The sequence below is a fragment of the Microcoleus sp. AT8-A3 genome (assembly GCF_036705675.1).
GTDB lineage: Bacteria > Cyanobacteriota > Cyanobacteriia > Cyanobacteriales > Microcoleaceae > Microcoleus.
Map to the genome: position 1 here is coordinate 22,630 of NZ_JAUBVD010000025.1, position 17,531 is coordinate 40,160.

Annotated in this window: 11 protein-coding genes, 1 tRNA gene and 1 pseudogene; 4 read left to right on the plus strand and 9 right to left on the minus strand. The window is 42.7% G+C overall.

Features of this window, described 5'->3' with window-relative positions:
* The first annotated feature begins 107 nt into the window (after positions 1–107).
* The 3 genes from QUB51_RS16140 to QUB51_RS16150 all read left to right on the plus strand — a co-directional run bounded on the left by QUB51_RS16140 (position 108) and on the right by QUB51_RS16150 (position 4,332).
* Positions 108–1,799, plus strand: a complete 1,692-nt coding sequence (locus tag QUB51_RS16140) for a hypothetical protein (protein WP_333211272.1) — start codon at positions 108–110, stop codon at positions 1,797–1,799.
* 111 nt (positions 1,800–1,910) lie between these two features.
* Positions 1,911–2,906 carry a pentapeptide repeat-containing protein gene (locus tag QUB51_RS16145; protein ID WP_333056353.1) on the plus strand — a complete coding sequence of 332 codons (996 nt, stop codon included), beginning with the start codon at positions 1,911–1,913 and terminating at the stop codon, positions 2,904–2,906.
* Positions 2,907–2,997: 91 nt separating this feature from the next.
* On the plus strand, positions 2,998–4,332 hold the full coding sequence (locus QUB51_RS16150) for a serine/threonine-protein kinase (RefSeq protein ID WP_333211270.1): 1,335 nt from the start codon (positions 2,998–3,000) through the stop codon (positions 4,330–4,332).
* 198 nt (positions 4,333–4,530) lie between these two features.
* On the opposite strand, the gene QUB51_RS16155 is transcribed toward QUB51_RS16150, so the two are convergent.
* From QUB51_RS16155 to ndhL, 5 genes are all read right to left on the minus strand, one after another.
* The gene (locus QUB51_RS16155; protein WP_333262348.1) at positions 4,531–6,960 is read right to left on the minus strand and encodes an ATP-binding protein; all 2,430 of its coding nucleotides are present in this window, start codon (positions 6,958–6,960) and stop codon (positions 4,531–4,533) included.
* Between the two features lie 1,184 nt (positions 6,961–8,144).
* Complete coding sequence (locus QUB51_RS16160; RefSeq protein ID WP_333056350.1) at positions 8,145–8,780, minus strand: DUF6658 family protein; 636 nt, start codon at positions 8,778–8,780, stop codon at positions 8,145–8,147.
* A gap of 892 nt (positions 8,781–9,672) precedes the next feature.
* Entirely contained in the window at positions 9,673–10,470 is a 798-nt protein-coding gene (gene trpA, locus QUB51_RS16165) for a tryptophan synthase subunit alpha (RefSeq protein WP_333233507.1), read from the minus strand.
* Positions 10,471–10,775: 305 nt separating this feature from the next.
* A complete protein-coding gene (locus QUB51_RS16170; RefSeq protein ID WP_333056347.1) occupies positions 10,776–11,081 on the minus strand; it encodes a DUF3007 family protein in 306 nt (101 codons plus the stop codon).
* Complete coding sequence (ndhL, locus tag QUB51_RS16175; RefSeq protein ID WP_193972727.1) at positions 11,082–11,297, minus strand: NAD(P)H-quinone oxidoreductase subunit L; 216 nt, start codon at positions 11,295–11,297, stop codon at positions 11,082–11,084. It lies immediately after the preceding gene.
* Positions 11,298–11,495: 198 nt separating this feature from the next.
* Here ndhL and QUB51_RS16180 point away from each other — a divergent pair.
* Positions 11,496–11,580 (plus strand) — tRNA-Leu (locus QUB51_RS16180).
* A 279-nt stretch (positions 11,581–11,859) separates the two neighbouring features.
* On the opposite strand, the gene QUB51_RS16185 is transcribed toward QUB51_RS16180, so the two are convergent.
* The 4 genes and pseudogenes from QUB51_RS16185 to QUB51_RS16200 form a co-directional block, all read right to left on the minus strand.
* Complete coding sequence (locus tag QUB51_RS16185) at positions 11,860–13,767, minus strand: ATP-binding protein (RefSeq protein ID WP_333262318.1); 1,908 nt, start codon at positions 13,765–13,767, stop codon at positions 11,860–11,862.
* Positions 13,768–13,917: 150 nt separating this feature from the next.
* The gene (phnD, locus tag QUB51_RS16190; RefSeq protein WP_333056345.1) at positions 13,918–14,808 is read right to left on the minus strand and encodes a phosphate/phosphite/phosphonate ABC transporter substrate-binding protein; all 891 of its coding nucleotides are present in this window, start codon (positions 14,806–14,808) and stop codon (positions 13,918–13,920) included.
* Positions 14,809–15,142: 334 nt separating this feature from the next.
* Positions 15,143–15,622: pseudogene (locus QUB51_RS16195) on the minus strand (7-cyano-7-deazaguanine synthase).
* A 60-nt stretch (positions 15,623–15,682) separates the two neighbouring features.
* Positions 15,683–17,458 carry an ATP-binding protein gene (locus tag QUB51_RS16200; RefSeq protein WP_333211437.1) on the minus strand — a complete coding sequence of 592 codons (1,776 nt, stop codon included), beginning with the start codon at positions 17,456–17,458 and terminating at the stop codon, positions 15,683–15,685.
* Positions 17,459–17,531: the final 73 nt, after the last annotated feature.

The following is a 17,531-nucleotide window of genomic DNA, read 5'->3' on the forward strand; positions in this document are numbered from 1 at the left end:
TTAGACTCAAGTTCTGGTTCCCAGATTCACGGCGCTGCAAGTAAATCTCAAATCTAAAATCTCAAATCTCAAATCGACTGACAGGGTATTTTTATGGGAGGAAAACTATGAAAGCTTTATCTATTTTAGATGAAGTTGTTCGCGAATTAGAACAAGACGTGAATCTCTCGCGCATTAAAAAAATAATATTTTTTGCTTGTAAAGAGTTCTGGGAAAACGACCCTGCCCAACTCGCCAGCGCCGATGTAAGGATTTTAATCGAAGAACTGTGCGCCAAATACAGCCGGTTAGAAGATATTGAAGCAGTTTTAAATAGTATAGTCTCTAAGGTTAATAAAAAAACCGAGTATGCTTTAGTAGCCGACCTCATAGTCTGTCAACTTAGCAGGCTGTATGAATTTGAAGACTTCACCAAATTAGAAGTAAACATATCTAGTTTTGGCGGTCAGGAATCTCCCGCATTTGAAGAACACTTTAGTTCGGAAGTACCCAGCAGCGAAGAAAGGGCAAGAAACCCCGGCACTTTATTTGATGTGCGACAAAAAATTTTGCAGCAAACAAATCCGCTGAGGGCGAAAATCCTCATTTTTTCTACTCTTTATCACCAGTTTACTTTTAGCGATCGCGACTGGCTACTTCTGAAAACTCAAGAACTTGACAATCTACTGCGACAACTGTTTAATGTCTGTACCACCCTAGCCGAACTGGAATCTCAGTTGTACAGAACTGCTAGCAATCTCGACAACAGAGATGAAAACGACCAAGCAGCGAGCGTAATCATCAAAGCGATGAATCCTTGTTACGCAAAAATGCAACAGGAAGAACCCCATGAAGCCGAATCTTCGGCTAGTGAAGATTACGATCAGACACATTTAAACAACAGTGTTTATCAAGAGATCGAGCTGGTGGACAAAGGCAGCGATTATTTTGATCCAGGCGAGATTACCCACATCCTTCAAGCTGCTCCACCTCACTATCATTATGACCCTCAAAAGAGTTACTTAGTGCCGGACACGGCAGAAAATCTACCGTTTCAAGAACCAGAAACCAGCAATAATTATCCTACTGAGTTCAGACAGGAAATGGTAGAAACATTCCCAGTTGCAGAAATGCCGACTATTATCGAAATTTTAGAACCTGCTGCTCCTGTTATTATAAATATTAGCGATTCCATCAAACGCAAGTTGGGATTGGAAGAAGAAATGACAGAATTAGTCAGTCAAAGTGCTAACTCCGCCACAGCGCAAATAGAAAATATATTCACCCAGTTAGAATCAGCCTTAAATGGAAAGTTTTCAACCGGAAGTGCAGAGGATCGTTTGTACTGGAAATATAAAAATCTCAGAGAGTATGTAGGCAAAGTTCAGAAGTTTACCGATAAATTGCTGGAAATTTTGATTGAATTGGAGTCAAAAGAAAGCGGAAAAAATCTTTCTAAAATCCCAGAAAATATGGCAGACAATATTTCCGAAATCCCGCCGGAAAACTCTAGCCCTAAAGCAAATCAGTATCAGCTTCTGGAAATGGCAAAACAAGGCAAACCAAAGGCGATCGCCCAATTGATTAATCAATTGCTACAGCCTAAAGGAATTGCTGCTACAGTAGGATTTAAAGACGGTTGGCTCCATGTGATTCTGGAGTCTGCTGAAGTACCAAACCAACAGAGTACAGCTACATACATTCACAAAAAACTGTGTACTTTAAAATCAAAATATCTTACTCATGTGAAAATTCACGGGCGACAGTTAGGCAGCAAAACAGTTTCTTGGACTCAAGAATTTGTCAATCAAAATCATTAAATATCCCGACTTAAGTCAGGGGCTAGACAAACTAATTCCGCCTGCGCGAACAGAAGAATTTTAACAATTCTAGAAATAGCAGATTGTACCTAATTAACAACAAAAACAAATATGAATGCCAGCGAAATTTTAAGGCGATATACATCAGGAGAACTAGATTTTCAAGGTATGAATCTCAGAGGGGTATACCTGAGCGGTGCCGATTTAATTGGCGTCAATTTAAGTAATGCTGACCTCTGGGGTGCAAACTTAGCGATGTCGTACCTGAGCAGAATTAACCTTCAGCGCGCCAATTTAACTAATGCAAAGCTGTGCGGTGCTAACTTAAATCAAGCAAACTTGAGCGGAGCAAATTTGTCCGATGCAGACTTCCACGGAGCGACTTTGCAAGGTGCAGACTTTCGCAGAGCCAATATCTCTTTGGCAGTTTTTATTGATGCAAATTTGAGCGATGCAGATATGCGAGGTGTGAATTTGCAAGGTGCAGATTTGCGCGGGGCGTGCTTGCGGGGTGCAAATTTGCGGAAGGAGGTGCGGATTTTTGAGGGTGCAAATTTGCGGGGTGCAAATTTGCAAGGTGCCGATTTGCGGGGCGTCAATTTGCAAGGTGCCGATTTGACTAAAGCTAATCTCAGTCACGCGAATTTGACAGAAGCATCTCTGGGGGAAGCAAATCTGACTCAGGCGAATTTGAGCGAAGCTATTTTAGATGGCATATATTTGACTGAAGCAACTTTGGTAGAAACAAATTTTTCCTGGGCTGTAATGACAAATGCTAAGTTGGAAAGAGCTGTGTTAATTGATGCTGAATTTGCTGGCGCTAACTTGCGGGGTGCATTTCTTCCTGATGTTAAGTTGAGCAATGCTAATTTAGTTATGGCTGACTTGAGTCGAGCTAATTTAGTGAGGGCTGATTTAAGTCGAGCTAATTTGAATCAGGCAAATTTGAGTGAAGCTGATTTGACTGATGCTTACCTGGCTAGAACAGATTTGCGGGAGGCAATTTTGCACCGCACAACTTTGATTAGGGCAGATTTGAGCACTGCTAATTTAGCGGGGGCTCAGTGGCGCGGTACAATTATGCCGAATGGAGAAATGCACGGATAATTACTTGTACTAGCAATTTAACGCTCTCGGGAAAATAGTTAATTTAATAGTTAAGGAAATTTCATATAATTAAAAAAAATAGTGCAATGCTGTGTTAAATCCAGGAAAAATTTTACAAGAACGTTATCAATTGCAACAGCGTTTAGGGCGCACAGCGACCGGTCATCAAACTTGGCGAGCAGTAGATTTAGAGTTTCAAGAACAGGTGACACTAAAAATGTTAGCTTTTAGCCCGGAAATGCAGTGGGAAGAACTCAAGCTCTTTGAAAGAGAAGCACAAGTTTTGCAGGCGCTAAATCATCCCCGCATTCCTTGCTATCGAGATTATTTTTCCCTGGAGAGGGAAGCCGGATCGGGATTGCCTTGGTTTGGGTTAGTGCAAGATTATATTCCGGGGTTTTCGCTTCAGGAATTGTTAGAAAATGGTCAGCATTTTTCCGAAAAACAAGTACGAAAAATTGCCACTGAAGTTCTGGAAATTTTAATTTATTTGCATGAATTAAGTCCCCCGGTTTTGCACCGAGATATTAAGCCGAGTAATTTAATTTTGGGGGAAGATCAGCAGGTTTATCTAGTAGATTTTGGTGCGGTACAAGCTCAAGCGGCGGTGACAGGTGTAACGTTTACAGTGGTAGGAACGAGTGGCTATGCACCCTTAGAACAGTTTTGGGGGCGGGCGGTGGCGGCTTCGGATTTGTATGCTTTGGGAGCTACTTTAATTCATTTGTTAACGGGGGCGACTCCTGCGGATTTGCCACAGAAAGATTCTCGGATTCAGTTTAGCGATCGCGTGAGTGTCAATCCTACTTTGGTAAGCTGGATTGAGAAGATGACGGAAATCGGGTTAGAAAAGCGTTTCCCCCTGGCTAGAGAGGCTTTAGCCGCTTTGAAATCGGGCAACATACAAGGAGCTAATCTTCAAATTGCGACTGTTCGGAAAATTGCTAAACCGCCTCACAGTCTCATTCAAGTTAGCAAATCAGCGACGGAGTTACACATTAAAATTCCGGCTGTCTTAGTCAGAAAGCCTTTATTCTCTGCTTATCTAGGAACAGTAATGCTAATGATATTCATCCCGACAATTATCCCCTTTTTAACAGGAGAATTGAGCATAGGGGTAGTAATTTCGGTACTTATAATAGGTTTCTTAGTTAAGGTTATTTTTGAGATAAAGCAAGTTAAATTTAATCGCAAATTTTTTAAAATAACACATCAGGTATTGGGGTGTAAATACTTACAAGAAACAGGAGAAATATCAGAAATCTTGGGTGCTTTCATTCACAATAACTCTCTTTCGGGAAATCAAATCAAGATTCGTGCCGGTAACGATATGGGAACTTACTTTTATGTTGTAGCAAAAAATTTGAAAGAGGTTGAGGCGGCTTGGTTAGCGCAAGAAATTCAAGATTGGTTAAATTTAAGATAAATTTTTGTAGGGCGAAGCCTTGGTGATTAATTTTTTTTGTATAATAGACATCTCCCAACTCAAAATGGGTGACGCGCTCACTTATAGGGTGTCTAAAATACAACTTTAAAAGAGTTATGCTAAGGCTTTCAAGAAAAGACCCGAATTAAAGTCAGTATATGTTATTACCCGATCGCCCAAAAAACATTAAATTTTAATTCAATTTTCTCCCTTCACAGGCAAAACGATCGCAAACTCAGTGCCAACTCCCGGCTCGCCATTCACCTCGATGCTTCCGCCATGTTTCTCTACCGCAATCTGGTGGACAATTGCCAACCCCAATCCAGTTCCTTTTCCGACACCTTTCGTCGTGAACAAATGGTCGAATATCTGCTGTTTAATTTCCTCTTTGATTCCGGTGCCGTTATCAGCTATTTTAATTTTAATGTACCCTTCGCCAACTATATCAGTGCATATCGTGATGCGGTTGGGATTGGCGGTAATTTCGCTAAAAGTGCGTCCTATATTTGACTCTTCTAAGGCATCGATCGCATTGGCAAGGATGTTCATGAAAACTTGATTTAATTGACCGGGAAAACATTCTATTTTAGGGAGATTGCCGTATTTAGTGATAACTTCGATCTGCGGGCGGTGTTCGTTTGCTTTGAGGCGGTGTTTCAAAATTAAAATAGCGCTATCAATGCCTTCGTGAATATTAAAAGGAACTTTGTAGTCTTTGTCGCCTCGCGAGAAGGTACGCAAACTGTTGCTGATGCTGCAAATGCGTTCGCATCCGAGTTGCATTGAATCAATCATCTTTGGTAAATCTTCCAAAAGATAATCGATGTCTATCTCTTCGGCGTGGTCGGCAATTTCCGATGGCGAGGCAGCGGAGCGATACAATTCTAAGTGTTCGATTACATCTTCCAAACTCCTTTTACCTTCGCTTAAATTGCCAGAAATAAACCCAATCGGATTGTTGATTTCGTGGGCGACTCCGGCGACTAAATTGCCCAAAGCTGACATTTTCTCGCTTTGGACGATTTGCAGTTGTGCTTGCTGTAAATTTTTTAAAGTTTGTTCGAGCTGTTGATTTTGCTCTTGCAAAAGTTCTGCGGCTCGCTTGCGCTCGGTGGCATCCACGCCCAAACCGATAATCCCGATTGTCTCGCCCTGGGAATTTTTTAACTGCACTTTGGTGACTTCTAAATAGTGCAGTTTGCCGTCAACAAGTCTGAGAGTTTCGCTGGAGTAATGCGGCGAATCTTGGGCAAGGCAGGCCGCATCTGAAACCAGACAGTTCGCTGCATTCTCTCCGAGTATATCTTTGTAATGATCGACAGCTAAAAACTCGCTCAGGGGCACGCCCACATCTTCACAAAATGTCTTGTTGAAAAACTGTACTTTACCTCTAGGATTAACCATCCAAATCCAAATCGGAGCGACATCAAGAATTGCTTGCAGCATTTGTTTCTGCTCCGCAAGCTGAGCTTCGGTTCGGCTAATTTTTACTAGCGATCGCTCTAATTGTTGGTTATAATCCTGATATTTTTTATAGAGCAGAGCATTTTGCAAACAGATGGCTGCCTGGGAAGACAGGAGATTGAGAAGTTGCAGTCGATCGCGGGTAAAAACTTTTGCGGTTAAGCGATTTTCCAGATACAAAATGCCGACTAAGCTGCCTCGATCGAGAATCGGCCAACACAGCAGGCTCTGCGGTTGATATTTGAGGATGTAGGAGTCGGAATCCCAATCACGTTGTTGAGTGAGATCCCGAACAATCACAGGTTTCAATAAATTTTTAACGCAGTCAACAATTTTGAGGGGCAAGATATCGCTGTTGTCATCGAGTTTTGCGGATGATAAGTCGATCGCCCACTCGACTCCCGAATTGTCGAGCGTGCTGGTAGCCGCGATTTCCCATTGATTGCCGTTTGGTAAAATCAGCGCTCCTTTGTCAGCTCCTGTATTTTTCATCGCCAGTTGCATGAGTTTGGCAATCAGTCGATCGAGTTCTCTTTCACTAGAGAGCGCTTGACAAGCTTTGAGCAGTGTTGAAAAATTCCCGAAATCTGAGACACTCGCCGAAACAGACGGATGAATGGATGGATGAATGGATGGATGAATGGATGGATGAAGCGATTGATTTTGCCCAGCAGGTGTTGGAAAATTTGCTAATGAATTTGCAGGGAGTTTTGCCTGTTCTAAAATCGGTTTTAATAATTGAGGATAACGTTTTTCTAAGTCATCAATTTTTGCTCTGTCTCCCCAGCGGACATAGCAATCATAGGCATCTATCATGTAGATTCTGGCAATTTTTTCCCTTCCTAATGACAGGTAAAATTTAGCAGCGAGTTCGCAGGCAAGAGCTTCTTCATTGACATATTCGTTAGCTTTAGCTCCGGTAATAGCTCGATCGTACAATTCCATTGCTTCTGCTGTCTGTCCCAAAACGCCCAGCAATTCTGCCTCAACCAGATCGAACTTGTGTTGGTAATTGATCGGCGTATGGTGCGCGAATTCTTTGAGTTTTTTCTGACTAGCCCCAACGCGATCAAGGATTTGTTGGCGCTCCGCCGGTGGGGCCTCTGCATAGATTGCCAAATCTGCCAGCGCATCATAAAAGTCGTGCATCATCGTTACTAGCATCAAAACACAATTCCCAAGATAAGGTTTACCTCCATTTCCCCTGTCGATTGGCTGCGGATTACTGCTCTAATATATCCTGAATCCGTGGCCTCTTTTTGCTAAATTTTATACACCTCTATATAGCAGGTAACAGTCAAGATTAATTGAAAGATTGGAAGGTTTAATGTATTTGTAAATAACCGATCTGCATTTCAGTCTGTCGAAAATTTTTCTTCTGTTTAGGACTATTTCTACCGATGCAATTAACGGTCGCTAATGCAACTTTTGGAGATTTGGGCAGCACCGCCTCTCGGAAATCCTCCGCCACAATAGCGTAGGTTTGAGAATTTTAGCGGCGGGTTGTCGGTCTTTCTCCCCCATGAATCGATCGATAGCCGATCGAGAATCTGTGTACGATTGCGCGATTGCGCGATCGAGCGATACCCCGGTATTACCCTAGTCAAATATACTCCATTTATTATTGTGTCCATATTGGCTGACCTCAACCCAGACATTAACTTGACAAAACTTGGTCTATCTATCTTAGGGCATAAACACCATAATTTTCGAGCTGTAGATCAAAAAATCAAATTATCTATTAAAAAATAATGTTTTATACTTGAGCGATCGCGATTAAAGCTGTTTACTTACGTATAAGTTTCTGCTCTTAATCTCAAAGGCGATTAAATAAACGCAAAATTCCGTATAAACACTGCCTTGTCATGTATTGAAAAATACACACCTTAATTAATTGAATTTAATATAGCTCGATCGCCCAAATTTCCGCAAAGCCGATCGAAAAGTTATTACCTTAAAAAGTCCAAATACAATCTATATATATTATAAAGAATCCGTCGTGAGAGCAGTGGCATTCCAGTCCCCCGAATTTATCTCGCGCAAGTCAATGCTTCAATTCTTTAATCTTTAATCTAAAATCGATTTACCGAAAGCATCCAGGATACAGGCCCCGAATTTATCTCGCGCAAGTCAATGCTAAAATCTAAAATCTAAAATCTAAAATCTAAAATTGATTGACTTTACCTACATTCCGACAGAGGTTAAAACCCCTGTCGGAATGTAGCTTCCAGAAAAGGAAACAGCGTTATTTGAGATTAGTAGTCTGTCGCTCTTTGGGCCTATCGTTGAGTTCAGTCAATATCTCGATTCACTTTCGAGCAAATATCGTCTGAGGCATCTTGAGCCTTCTATCTTGCATCTCGTGCTGCATCATTGATATTTTCTTGGCCGCCGGCGGTATTATATCTCAGAGACTCAGTACCCTCTGATACTCTTTCTTTTGCTCCCTCGGTGGCTTCTTTAACAATATCTTTTGCTCCCTTCAAGCCTTCGCGAGTGTTTTCTTTAAGATTAGCAAAGCCTTGTTTGGTTTTGTCGCCAAAGTCATCAGCTTTCTGCTGGGCGGTGCGAGCATCCTCCTTGATCTTTTCGCCAATTTGGTCGAGTTTTTCAGGCGCATCATCCGCTACCCGCCGCACATTTTCACCTACATTGTTGCTAGATTTCGTGTCAATGCGGCGCTGCGCTTGATCTTTGAGAAGCTGAGCTTTTGCTTCTGTTGTTGTCATCTTTTTGTTTCTAGGATCGACATCGCTGTAATCGTTCATGCCGCCTTTGAATTCGGACGTTACAGCGCCGCTCGGCACTTCTTCTCTAATTTGGTCGGCAGTTTTTCCTTTTCCTGTCATCACATCAGTTTTTCCTGCCATAATATCAGGGGCGCTGCTGCAGGCCGTACTCACAAATACTAAAATGCCAGCCAGAAAAACTGTTAAAATTTGTACAGCTCGAATTTTTTTCAGAAATGCAGTTAGTGTCTTCATAAAAATGCTCGGTAAGTGGGAAACAAGCGTGGCTTGAGCCCTGAGAAGGAAACGACGCGGCGGTTTCAACCGCTTTGAATCGCCTTTCGGGGTTGGAGAGGTATGGTTGCCCCTCCGATGGAGATATGGTTGTCTCCTTTCTCCCTTGCGGGGTAATGTTCGCCTCGACCTGGTTATAAAGGCTTGTTAGACCTGCAACACTGTTTCAGTGACTTTAAAACTGTTTAATTGCAGATGACAGAGCGGAAAACTGGCGTCGCATTCACCGGTGTCGTGACCTAAATAACGTCTCCGCCATGCGGGGGTCTGGTCAGAACAGCTTGCAATTTCTTACAAGCTCAGTGGCACTTAGCCCTGAGTTCCTGACAAAAATGCTCCTTTCTATTGTGAGATGCTCAAATGCCTGGTGGTTTTGTAGATGGCTAGCCTTACCAAATTAGGCACTTAAACACTTTTTTAAGTATACGAATAGAAACCGTAGCTTTTCATCTATCCCAAGTTACATTCCTCAAGTTATAGTAGGAGGAAGAAGGAAGAAGGAAGAAGGAAGAAGGAAGAAATAAGAAGGAAGAAGGCTCTTCAGCTTGGCGAGCGGAGAGAAATCACCAATCAGGAAGAAGGAATGAATAATCCTCAATCTTTTACCCATTATTAAAAGTCGCAGCACAGCCCACCGGAGAAGGCAAAGTCGTTTGCATACATAGCTGTTTGGTTCTCCATGCCTCCACTATGTTGAAATGTTGTGCGTGTTCGGCTCAAAAAAAACCTTCTAGTCAGGAACTAGAAGGAATGTGGTGTATTATCTCAAGTACAACAAGGTCTTTAATCGCAATTGTGATGGCACATCCCGATCGCACACATCTGTCTAATGGCTGAAAGTATTGTACAGTTACTAAGGATTTTGAATCGCTGTTTTTAGACTTTTGCAGAATTCGCCGATCGCCTCTAAGCCCTGTTCTGGAGTACCTTCTGCCAACCGTTTGACAAAAGCACTACCAACAATCGCAGCATCTGCACCCCATTCTTTCACTTGGCGAGCGTGTTCGGGTTGCGAGATACCAAACCCGACGCCGATGGGTTTGTCGGTGACGGCGCGAAGTTCTTGCAGCAACTCTTTTGCTCTCGTTTCTAAGCCTTCGCGTACTCCCGTCACCCCCGTCACGCTGACTAAGTAAATAAATCCTTGAGACTGACGAGCGATCGCTTCTATACGACTTTTGGGACTTGTCGGCGCAACTAATAATGTTAGTTCAATCCCTAATTTGTTGGCAGGTTGGATGAGACTGTCTGCTTCTTCTAAGGGCAAGTCTGGTACAACCAATCCCTGAACTCCAGCACTTTTGATTTGCTGCAAGAAGGTTTCTATACCTCGGTACAAAATCGGGTTGTAGTATGTGAAGAGAATGATGGGCGATCGCAAATTCGGACTAACTTTCGCTACCATTTCCAGCACCGAATCTAACCGCGTTCCCCGCTGTAGAGCCCTTGTAGCAGCGGCTTGAATCACCGGCCCGTCAGCTAGCGGGTCAGAATAGGGAACGCCAAGCTCGATCGCATCTGCACCATTGTCATCCAAAATTTGCAGTGCTTTAGCCGTTGTCTCCAAGTCTGGGTCGCCAGCAGTAATAAAAGGAATCAATGCACATTGGTGGTTCTTGCGTAACTTTTCAAAACAATTAGAAATAGTCATTAGTTATTAGTCATCAGTCATTGGTTGTTGGCAGTTGGTTGTTGGCAGTTGGTTGTTGGCAGTTGGTTGTTGGCAGTTGGCAGTTGGTTGTTGGCAGTTGGTATTAGCTAATAACAACTAATATCATGTCCGAGCGATTAACCATAATAGCCCGGTCGGGGCGGGTTTTTGAGATTGTCAATTATGGGCGGTATTGTTTGTGAACCCGCCCCTACAAAAATCGCGATCGCTCGACCGGACATGATATAACAACTAACCACTGACAACTAACAACTAACCACTGACAATTGACAACTAACCACTGACTAACTATCTTTTTCCTGCTCAATTTCGGCTTGAAGTTTGGCTAATTCTTCAGGAGTGAGTGCATCCAGTTGCTTCTGCAAGACAGCTTCTTTGTAGTCTTGCAATTGCTGGCTGTAGGTCATATTTTGAGTCAGTGCTCGAAATAAATAAGTCACCAGCCAGCCAATCAAGCCAGCAACCAAAAACAACTGACTCCAAATCCCGGCATTCATACTGTCGAGTCCGGCAAATTGCAGTAGCAAGTAGACAAACCCACCTGCTACAAAAAAGCCGACACTGATTCCAATTACGTCAATACGTCGCATTTAGGCTTCTATCTGTCGCCGTTTGGGCCGAAAATTCAAAAATGGAGCTAGGAGAAACATACCTGGGAAGAAGAAGAACATCAAGAAGTACATGAAGCCCCGCTCAAAAGAGGTAGCGACGTACCAGCGGCTGTTCAGGTAAGCGTAGGTGGCCGCGGGTACTACCAGGAGGTAGGCTCCTGCCAAGACGGCGTAAAGCAGTAAGGTAATATACATAGATTTGCTTTAGGGGAATAATAACACCGGTAAGTCAGTTGACACGCTCCGTTAGCTGGTTAACTATTGTACCGCTTGCGGAGATCCAGCGCGACTTTTGGGAATTTTTTGATTAGGGGTTGCGTAAATCGGGGTTTTGCCTGTAGAATAAAAGGCTGTTGCTGTTAATCGCTCAAAACCACAGCAGCTTGACCAAAGGGGGGCGTGGCGGAATGGTAGACGCTACGGACTTAAAATCCGTTGACCCGAAACGGTCGTGTGGGTTCAAGTCCCTCCGCCCCCATCCATTTCAATCGTTAGTGATTCAACGGTTTCAGATTTCTTGTCACCAAGAGTTCTGTTTTCCGCTCAATTTTCGCGCTAATGGTTTTTTACTAAGTCCAAAAGCGCCTCTATATCTGCCCAGTTCGCCCCGACTTTTTGCGTCGGGCTTTCAACTGGTTGAGCAAATCGGCTGGTTTGGGAAATTGGGCGGCTGTCGGAGCTGAGTTTAAATAGTCGAATAACAAATTATGTGCCGTCGTTAACACATTAATGTCCTCAAAATAGACAATATCTAGCTTCAAGTTTGAGATGAGGCGGGGAGTGCGATCGCAAACTCTGCTCCCCCTCCCAAAGATGAAATTACCTCTATTTTTCCCCGATGTTTTTCCACAATTTGGTAGCAAATTGCGAGTCCGATACCAGTGCCTTTTCCTGGTTCTTTAGTTGTAAAAAATGGGTCAAATAGCTTGTTTTGGATTGCGGATGGAATGCCAGGGCCGTTATCGCAAATTCGCACCATAATTTGGCTACTGTCCAACTTTTGCGTCTGAATTAAAATCTGAGGAATTTTCTCTTTTTTAGCGTCATGGGATGACTCTTCTAGTGCATCTATCGCATTTGCTATAATATTCATAAAGACTTGATTGAGCTGGGCTGGGTAACACTCTATTTCTGGCAATTCTCCATAGTTTTTGACAACTTCAATTCCCTGCTTGAGCCGACTGTTCAAAATCAACAGTGTATTGTCAATGCCTTCATGAATATCAACTAATTTCATTTGAGATTCATCTAAGCGAGAGAAATTTCGCAAAGACAAAACTATTTGCCGGATGCGTTCTGAACCTATTTTCATAGATTCAAGCAGTTTTAGTAAATCTTCTGTGATAAATTCTAGTTCTATTTCTGCGATTTCTTGTGCGATCGCCTCTGTGGGTTGCGGGTATTCCTGCTGATATAGACGAAGTAAATGCAGCAAGTTTATAATATACTCGTTGGCATATTCTAGGTTGCCGTGAATAAAGTTAATAGGGTTGTTGATTTCATGGGCTACCCCTGCCACCATCTGCCCTAAACTCGACATTTTTTCGGTTTGGATTAACTGGGTTTGGGTGTGTTTTAGTTGGTGAAGCGCTGCTGTAAGCTCTTCTGTTCTTTCTTCTACTCGCTCTTCCAAAGTTTGGCGAGCCAGCTCTAATTCATGGGTGTATTCTGCTACCCATTGAACTAATTGATTGATGGATTTTGCTAAGGTTCCCACTTCATCTTCTGTGGTGACAGGCGCTTGCAAATCAAAGTTTGCTTGTTGAGTAATAGTTTTAGCCACGCTGGTTACAGCTTGGATAGGGATGGCGATCGCGCGACTGGTACAAATGGCTAGAAAAGTAGCGATCACAACTGAAACTAACATACTCACTACGATGATTTGCACTCGCAATTTCTCAGCTCTCTTAAAATTAACAGAAGCTTGTCTCTGCTGTGCCTTAGCTACTTCTGTCATCAAGCTTAAACTCTCTGACAGTCGCTCAAACTTAACATCGAGCTTAACAGCTCTATCCCCTCTGATTAAATCCAATACTTGCTGCTGCGCCTGTTTAACGTCCTCTAGTTTTAGTGAGGAGGGAGCTATTTCTTGCCAAAAAGATTTGAGCAATTTAGAATACGAATCTGTCGCAGTTGTGTAACCGTCTAATAATTCCTTTAATTCAGCATAATTTACTGCTAATTCTTCCGAGTATTCTTCACTAAAAGTGTCTATTTCTGCAATATTTTTTTTAACTGCCTTAACATCTTTCGAGAACTTAGCAGTTTCATATTCAAACCAGATTGAATCTCCCAAGATAGATATTAGTCGTTTGGGATGTGACTGGACTACCTGCACGGAATATTCTAAATCCCTGAGCAAATCTTGTTGATCGTCGGCGAAGGTTAAAGCTTTGAAAGCTTGCTTTTGGTAATAGTCTCCACAGATCATTCCCCCTGTGGTTCCTAGTACGGCTATTCCAATTGCTAGGGAGTAGCCATAATTAATTTTTTGGGCAATGCTCAAACGAGAAATGAAACGGTTAATTGCAATGAAGGGAGTTTTTTTGAGATAATTTTTAATTTCGCGAGATCCTTCACTGACAGGGACATTATTTTTACCTCTATTTAGGATAAGGTTTTTGAACCTCACAGCCCTATTCTCTCCCTGTTCAAACTTTTGCATACTGGCAACCTGAGCTAAATTTTAACAACTTTATCAATTAGTAAATGCACGTAAATAAACTTTCTGATTCCTAGTACCAAATCTTCTCTATAGTTTATGGATTAAGGGCTAACGCCCTACTACAAAGTCGGCATTAGATAAAACTTAACCTTACAAAACATTCCCCTGACCAATAGCTTTATAAACTTCACGAATCATGTTATAATCACTGTCGTTTGCTGGGACCAGTTTAGCTCCTTGATACTTATCATTATCTTTCCCAACTAAAATTGCTTCAATTAGCTTATCTTGATTTTCGACCAGGCGATCGCGAATTTCTTCAACAAGAGTATTAGGCAGATTACTACTAGCAACAAACAAATCATTAGGTAAGGGTTGCCCTGTGGCAATAATCCGAAAATCCTTGGTTGATAAACTGTCTGTTTTGAGTAAATCTTTGTATCTATTCACACCAATTGCTAAGGCATCAACTTGGTCTTTTTTGAGAGCCTGCAAACCCTTGATTCCCAACATTGAGATTTTGAAGTCGGATTGGGGATTTAAGCCAGCATCCAGGAGAATTTTAATCGGGCTTAGATGACCACCAGTTGCACCTATTTCCCACATAGCTATTGTTTTACCTTTCAATTGTGCTGCGGACTTAATTTCGCTATTGGCACGAACAAGAATAATTGAGTGATAGTCGGGGCGGGTGATGGCAATGATGGGAACAGCATTTGTCCGGGCCCGCATAATCACATATTCAGATGGCCCTGTTAGAGCTAGTTTTAGCTGACCAGACTGGAGAGCTACTGCTGCTTCTATATAGTTATCGACAGGGAACAATTCAATTTTTTTCTCCAAAACTTCCCCAAGAACACTGCGAAAGGTTTGATAATTTTGCTGCAAATCTTCTGCACCATGAACATCAGTCACAGCAAATTCAAGGGTTTCAGGTTCACTTACGGCCAAACTGGAAGAAGTGCGATTAGATTGATTTACTGTTGTAGAACAGCTTGCTACAAACAATAGGGATAACCCAACAAAATGCCGCCGCTTCATAATTTTTAGGAGTTTGAGTGGCAGTTGAAAATTGCATAACTATTATAAGCTATTTGGAAGAAACTTTCATTAAAATAGATTATCCGTTGGTTAAGCTTCAGTCAAGTGTTGTGGCAAAATTATTAAGAAAATTTTTATCGAGGGGTTTTATGGTTGCGAGTATCAGGCTGCGGATCTTGTAAACTTAACTCATGAAACGCTGCCAGCTTTAACTCAGGAGCGCTAATTAAATAACTTACAATTTTAATTGTTATTGTGGGATGGGCGTCCCGCCCATCATGAGTGGACGGGCGGGACGCCCATCCCACTTTCAAGAGTGGAAGTTATTTAATTCTCATTCCTCACAGGAATTGCCAACGCCGTCAGCAACTTTACCGCCGCCGTAACAAAACCAAGTTTTTTTGCAAGGCACTCCCCCATTATTGCCTAATTTAATGATTGCTGTCTTTTTTAGCTCAATCAGAGGTATTAAGATAGAGAGTGCATCGCCTTCTCTCTCCTATTATGCCCCGATCCGAAATACTTCTTGCATGGCTTGAATATAATGGGGGCGACAGTGCCGATAGCCGGAATAATCTAAAGCGTTGACACTAATGTAAACGCGATCGGCGTTGAGAGTTTCGGCCCCGGAGATGCCAAAACTTAGAAAAATTGTATTGCGATCGATAACGTAGGTGATGGGCAGGCTTTCGGAGATTGGATCGAGGGTGCGATCGCGCTTAAGCGTCTGGCTATCCTGCAACCGCTTTGAAGGGAGCGATCGCCTCAACGGATCTCTGATGGTGTACAATCCCGTATCACCAGCACGCCTCAAGAGGACTTTGATTGTCTAATTTTTGCACGTCCAAACAAAAACGAAGTCGCCCCGCGAATATTACACAGCAACTGGCAAAGTAATCACAAATTCCGTACCTTGTCCTATTTGAGAATTCACCTCTATTTTGCCTTGATGCTTGGCAAGGATTTGATAGGAAATAGCCAATCCTAATCCAGTACCTTTGCCGATCGACTTTGTAGTAAAAAATGGGTCAAAAATCTGTTGGACACAGGCTGCTGCAATTCCCGGCCCGTTATCCCGAATCTTGACGGTGACAGTATTGTCGGCTGTAATTTCCGTGCTCACCCAAATCGTTGGCGAATAGCCTTTGTCTTCCTTTTTCACCTCCTCCAGCGCATCTATTGCATTGCTAATAATATTCATAAATACTTGATTCAGTTGCGCGGGATAGCACTCAACCGCAGGCAAATTGCCGTATTGTTTAATAACTTGAATACCTTGTTTGATCCGATGATTGAGAATTACGAGGGTGCTATCAATTCCTTCGTGAATGTCGGCTGATTTCATTTTTCCGTCGTCCGATCGCGAAAAATTCCGCATGGATACGACAATTTCGCGAATGCGATCGGCTCCCATTTTCATCGAAGAGAGGGTTTTTGGCAAATCTTCTCTGAGAAATTCGAGTTCAATGTCTTCGATGCGCTCTAGAATGGCATCTGGTGGGTTGGGATAGTATTCTTGATAGAGAGTTACCAAACCTGCCAAATCTTCGATGTATTGGTTGGCATAGTCAATGTTGCCCCCGATGAAGTTGACAGGATTGTTAATTTCGTGGGCTATCCCTGCCACCATTTGACCGAGAGACGACATTTTTTCGGTTTGAATTAATTGGGATTGAGTTTCTTTGAGTTCTTTTGTATACTCACTAACTCGCTGAATCAATTGATTGAAAGAGACAGCTAAAACTCCTATTTCGTCGTCGGTTGTGACTGGTACTTGCAGGTTAAAATTCGATTCGCGAGCAACTTGCTGAGCGACATTAGTGACTGTTTCGAGGGGTTGGGCGATCGCGCGGCTGGTTTTGTCCGCTAGCGCCGCGGCGATGAGTGCTGAAATTAGCATACTTCCGAGAATAATTCGGTTTCGCAAATTTTCAGATTCTTCTAATGCTTGGGTTCCTTCCTGTTTGTGAATTTCTACTTGAGAAATTAGCTCAGTTAAACGTTGAGCGAGGTTATCTAGTACGATCGCCTCTTGGCCGCTGCTAGTCCTCAACATTTGTAGCTGTGCGGACTCGATGCTGTTGGGGGGCAAATTCCAAACTTCCGCTTCTTTTAACTGCAATTTAATTAGCTGACCGTAGTAATCAATGACGAGGGCAGATTTCTTCAATATAGCGTGCAATGCTGCCTCTTCTGTTGCTAGTCTCTTGGGATGTTCTCGTGCGAAAGATTCAAGTTCTGAAATCAGGATTTTGGCCTGATTGATTTGCCCGACAAAGCGATCGTGTTCGTATTGCAGCCACACGGCGTTTCCCAAAACGACTGGCAATCTCGCCGCGTGCGATCGGGCTTCAAATACGGTATTTTGCAAATTTTGCAGCAGTTGCTGCTGCTGCCCAGCAACATTTACCTGAACTAAAGCTTGCTGGTGAAAGTAGTCTCCCAATCTCAGTCCCGCACCAGTTCCCAAAATCGCTATGCCGATAGCTAAAGCATAGCCATAGCTGATTTTTTGACCGATCCGCAAATAGTTGAATCGTCCTTTTAGCCAACTTATATTAATGTTTGAATGGTGTAACAAGGTTTTTTTAGCAGAGTGTTCTTGCTCTACTTTGCTATCTTGGGGCTGAGTGTGGGTAAATAATAACATTGAAAGCTCCTCCCAAAACAATCAGGAGTAATTGAGCGAATAAATGCAGAAGGCACTTATGCTGAAAGCAGAA

Coding starts and splice junctions, on each gene's coding strand:
- QUB51_RS16160 (WP_333056350.1), bottom strand. CDS start 8,780: ATGAAGACACTAACTGCATTTCTGAAAAAAATTCGAGCTGTACAAATT.
- QUB51_RS16155 (WP_333262348.1), bottom strand. CDS start 6,960: ATGCTAGTAACGATGATGCACGACTTTTATGATGCGCTGGCAGATTTG.
- ndhL (WP_193972727.1), bottom strand. CDS start 11,297: ATGTATATTACCTTACTGCTTTACGCCGTCTTGGCAGGAGCCTACCTC.
- phnD (WP_333056345.1), bottom strand. CDS start 14,808: ATGAAGCGGCGGCATTTTGTTGGGTTATCCCTATTGTTTGTAGCAAGC.
- trpA (WP_333233507.1), bottom strand. CDS start 10,470: ATGACTATTTCTAATTGTTTTGAAAAGTTACGCAAGAACCACCAATGT.
- QUB51_RS16170 (WP_333056347.1), bottom strand. CDS start 11,081: ATGCGACGTATTGACGTAATTGGAATCAGTGTCGGCTTTTTTGTAGCA.
- QUB51_RS16140 (WP_333211272.1), top strand. CDS start 108: ATGAAAGCTTTATCTATTTTAGATGAAGTTGTTCGCGAATTAGAACAA.
- QUB51_RS16200 (WP_333211437.1), bottom strand. CDS start 17,458: ATGTTATTATTTACCCACACTCAGCCCCAAGATAGCAAAGTAGAGCAA.
- QUB51_RS16185 (WP_333262318.1), bottom strand. CDS start 13,767: ATGCAAAAGTTTGAACAGGGAGAGAATAGGGCTGTGAGGTTCAAAAAC.
- QUB51_RS16145 (WP_333056353.1), top strand. CDS start 1,911: ATGAATGCCAGCGAAATTTTAAGGCGATATACATCAGGAGAACTAGAT.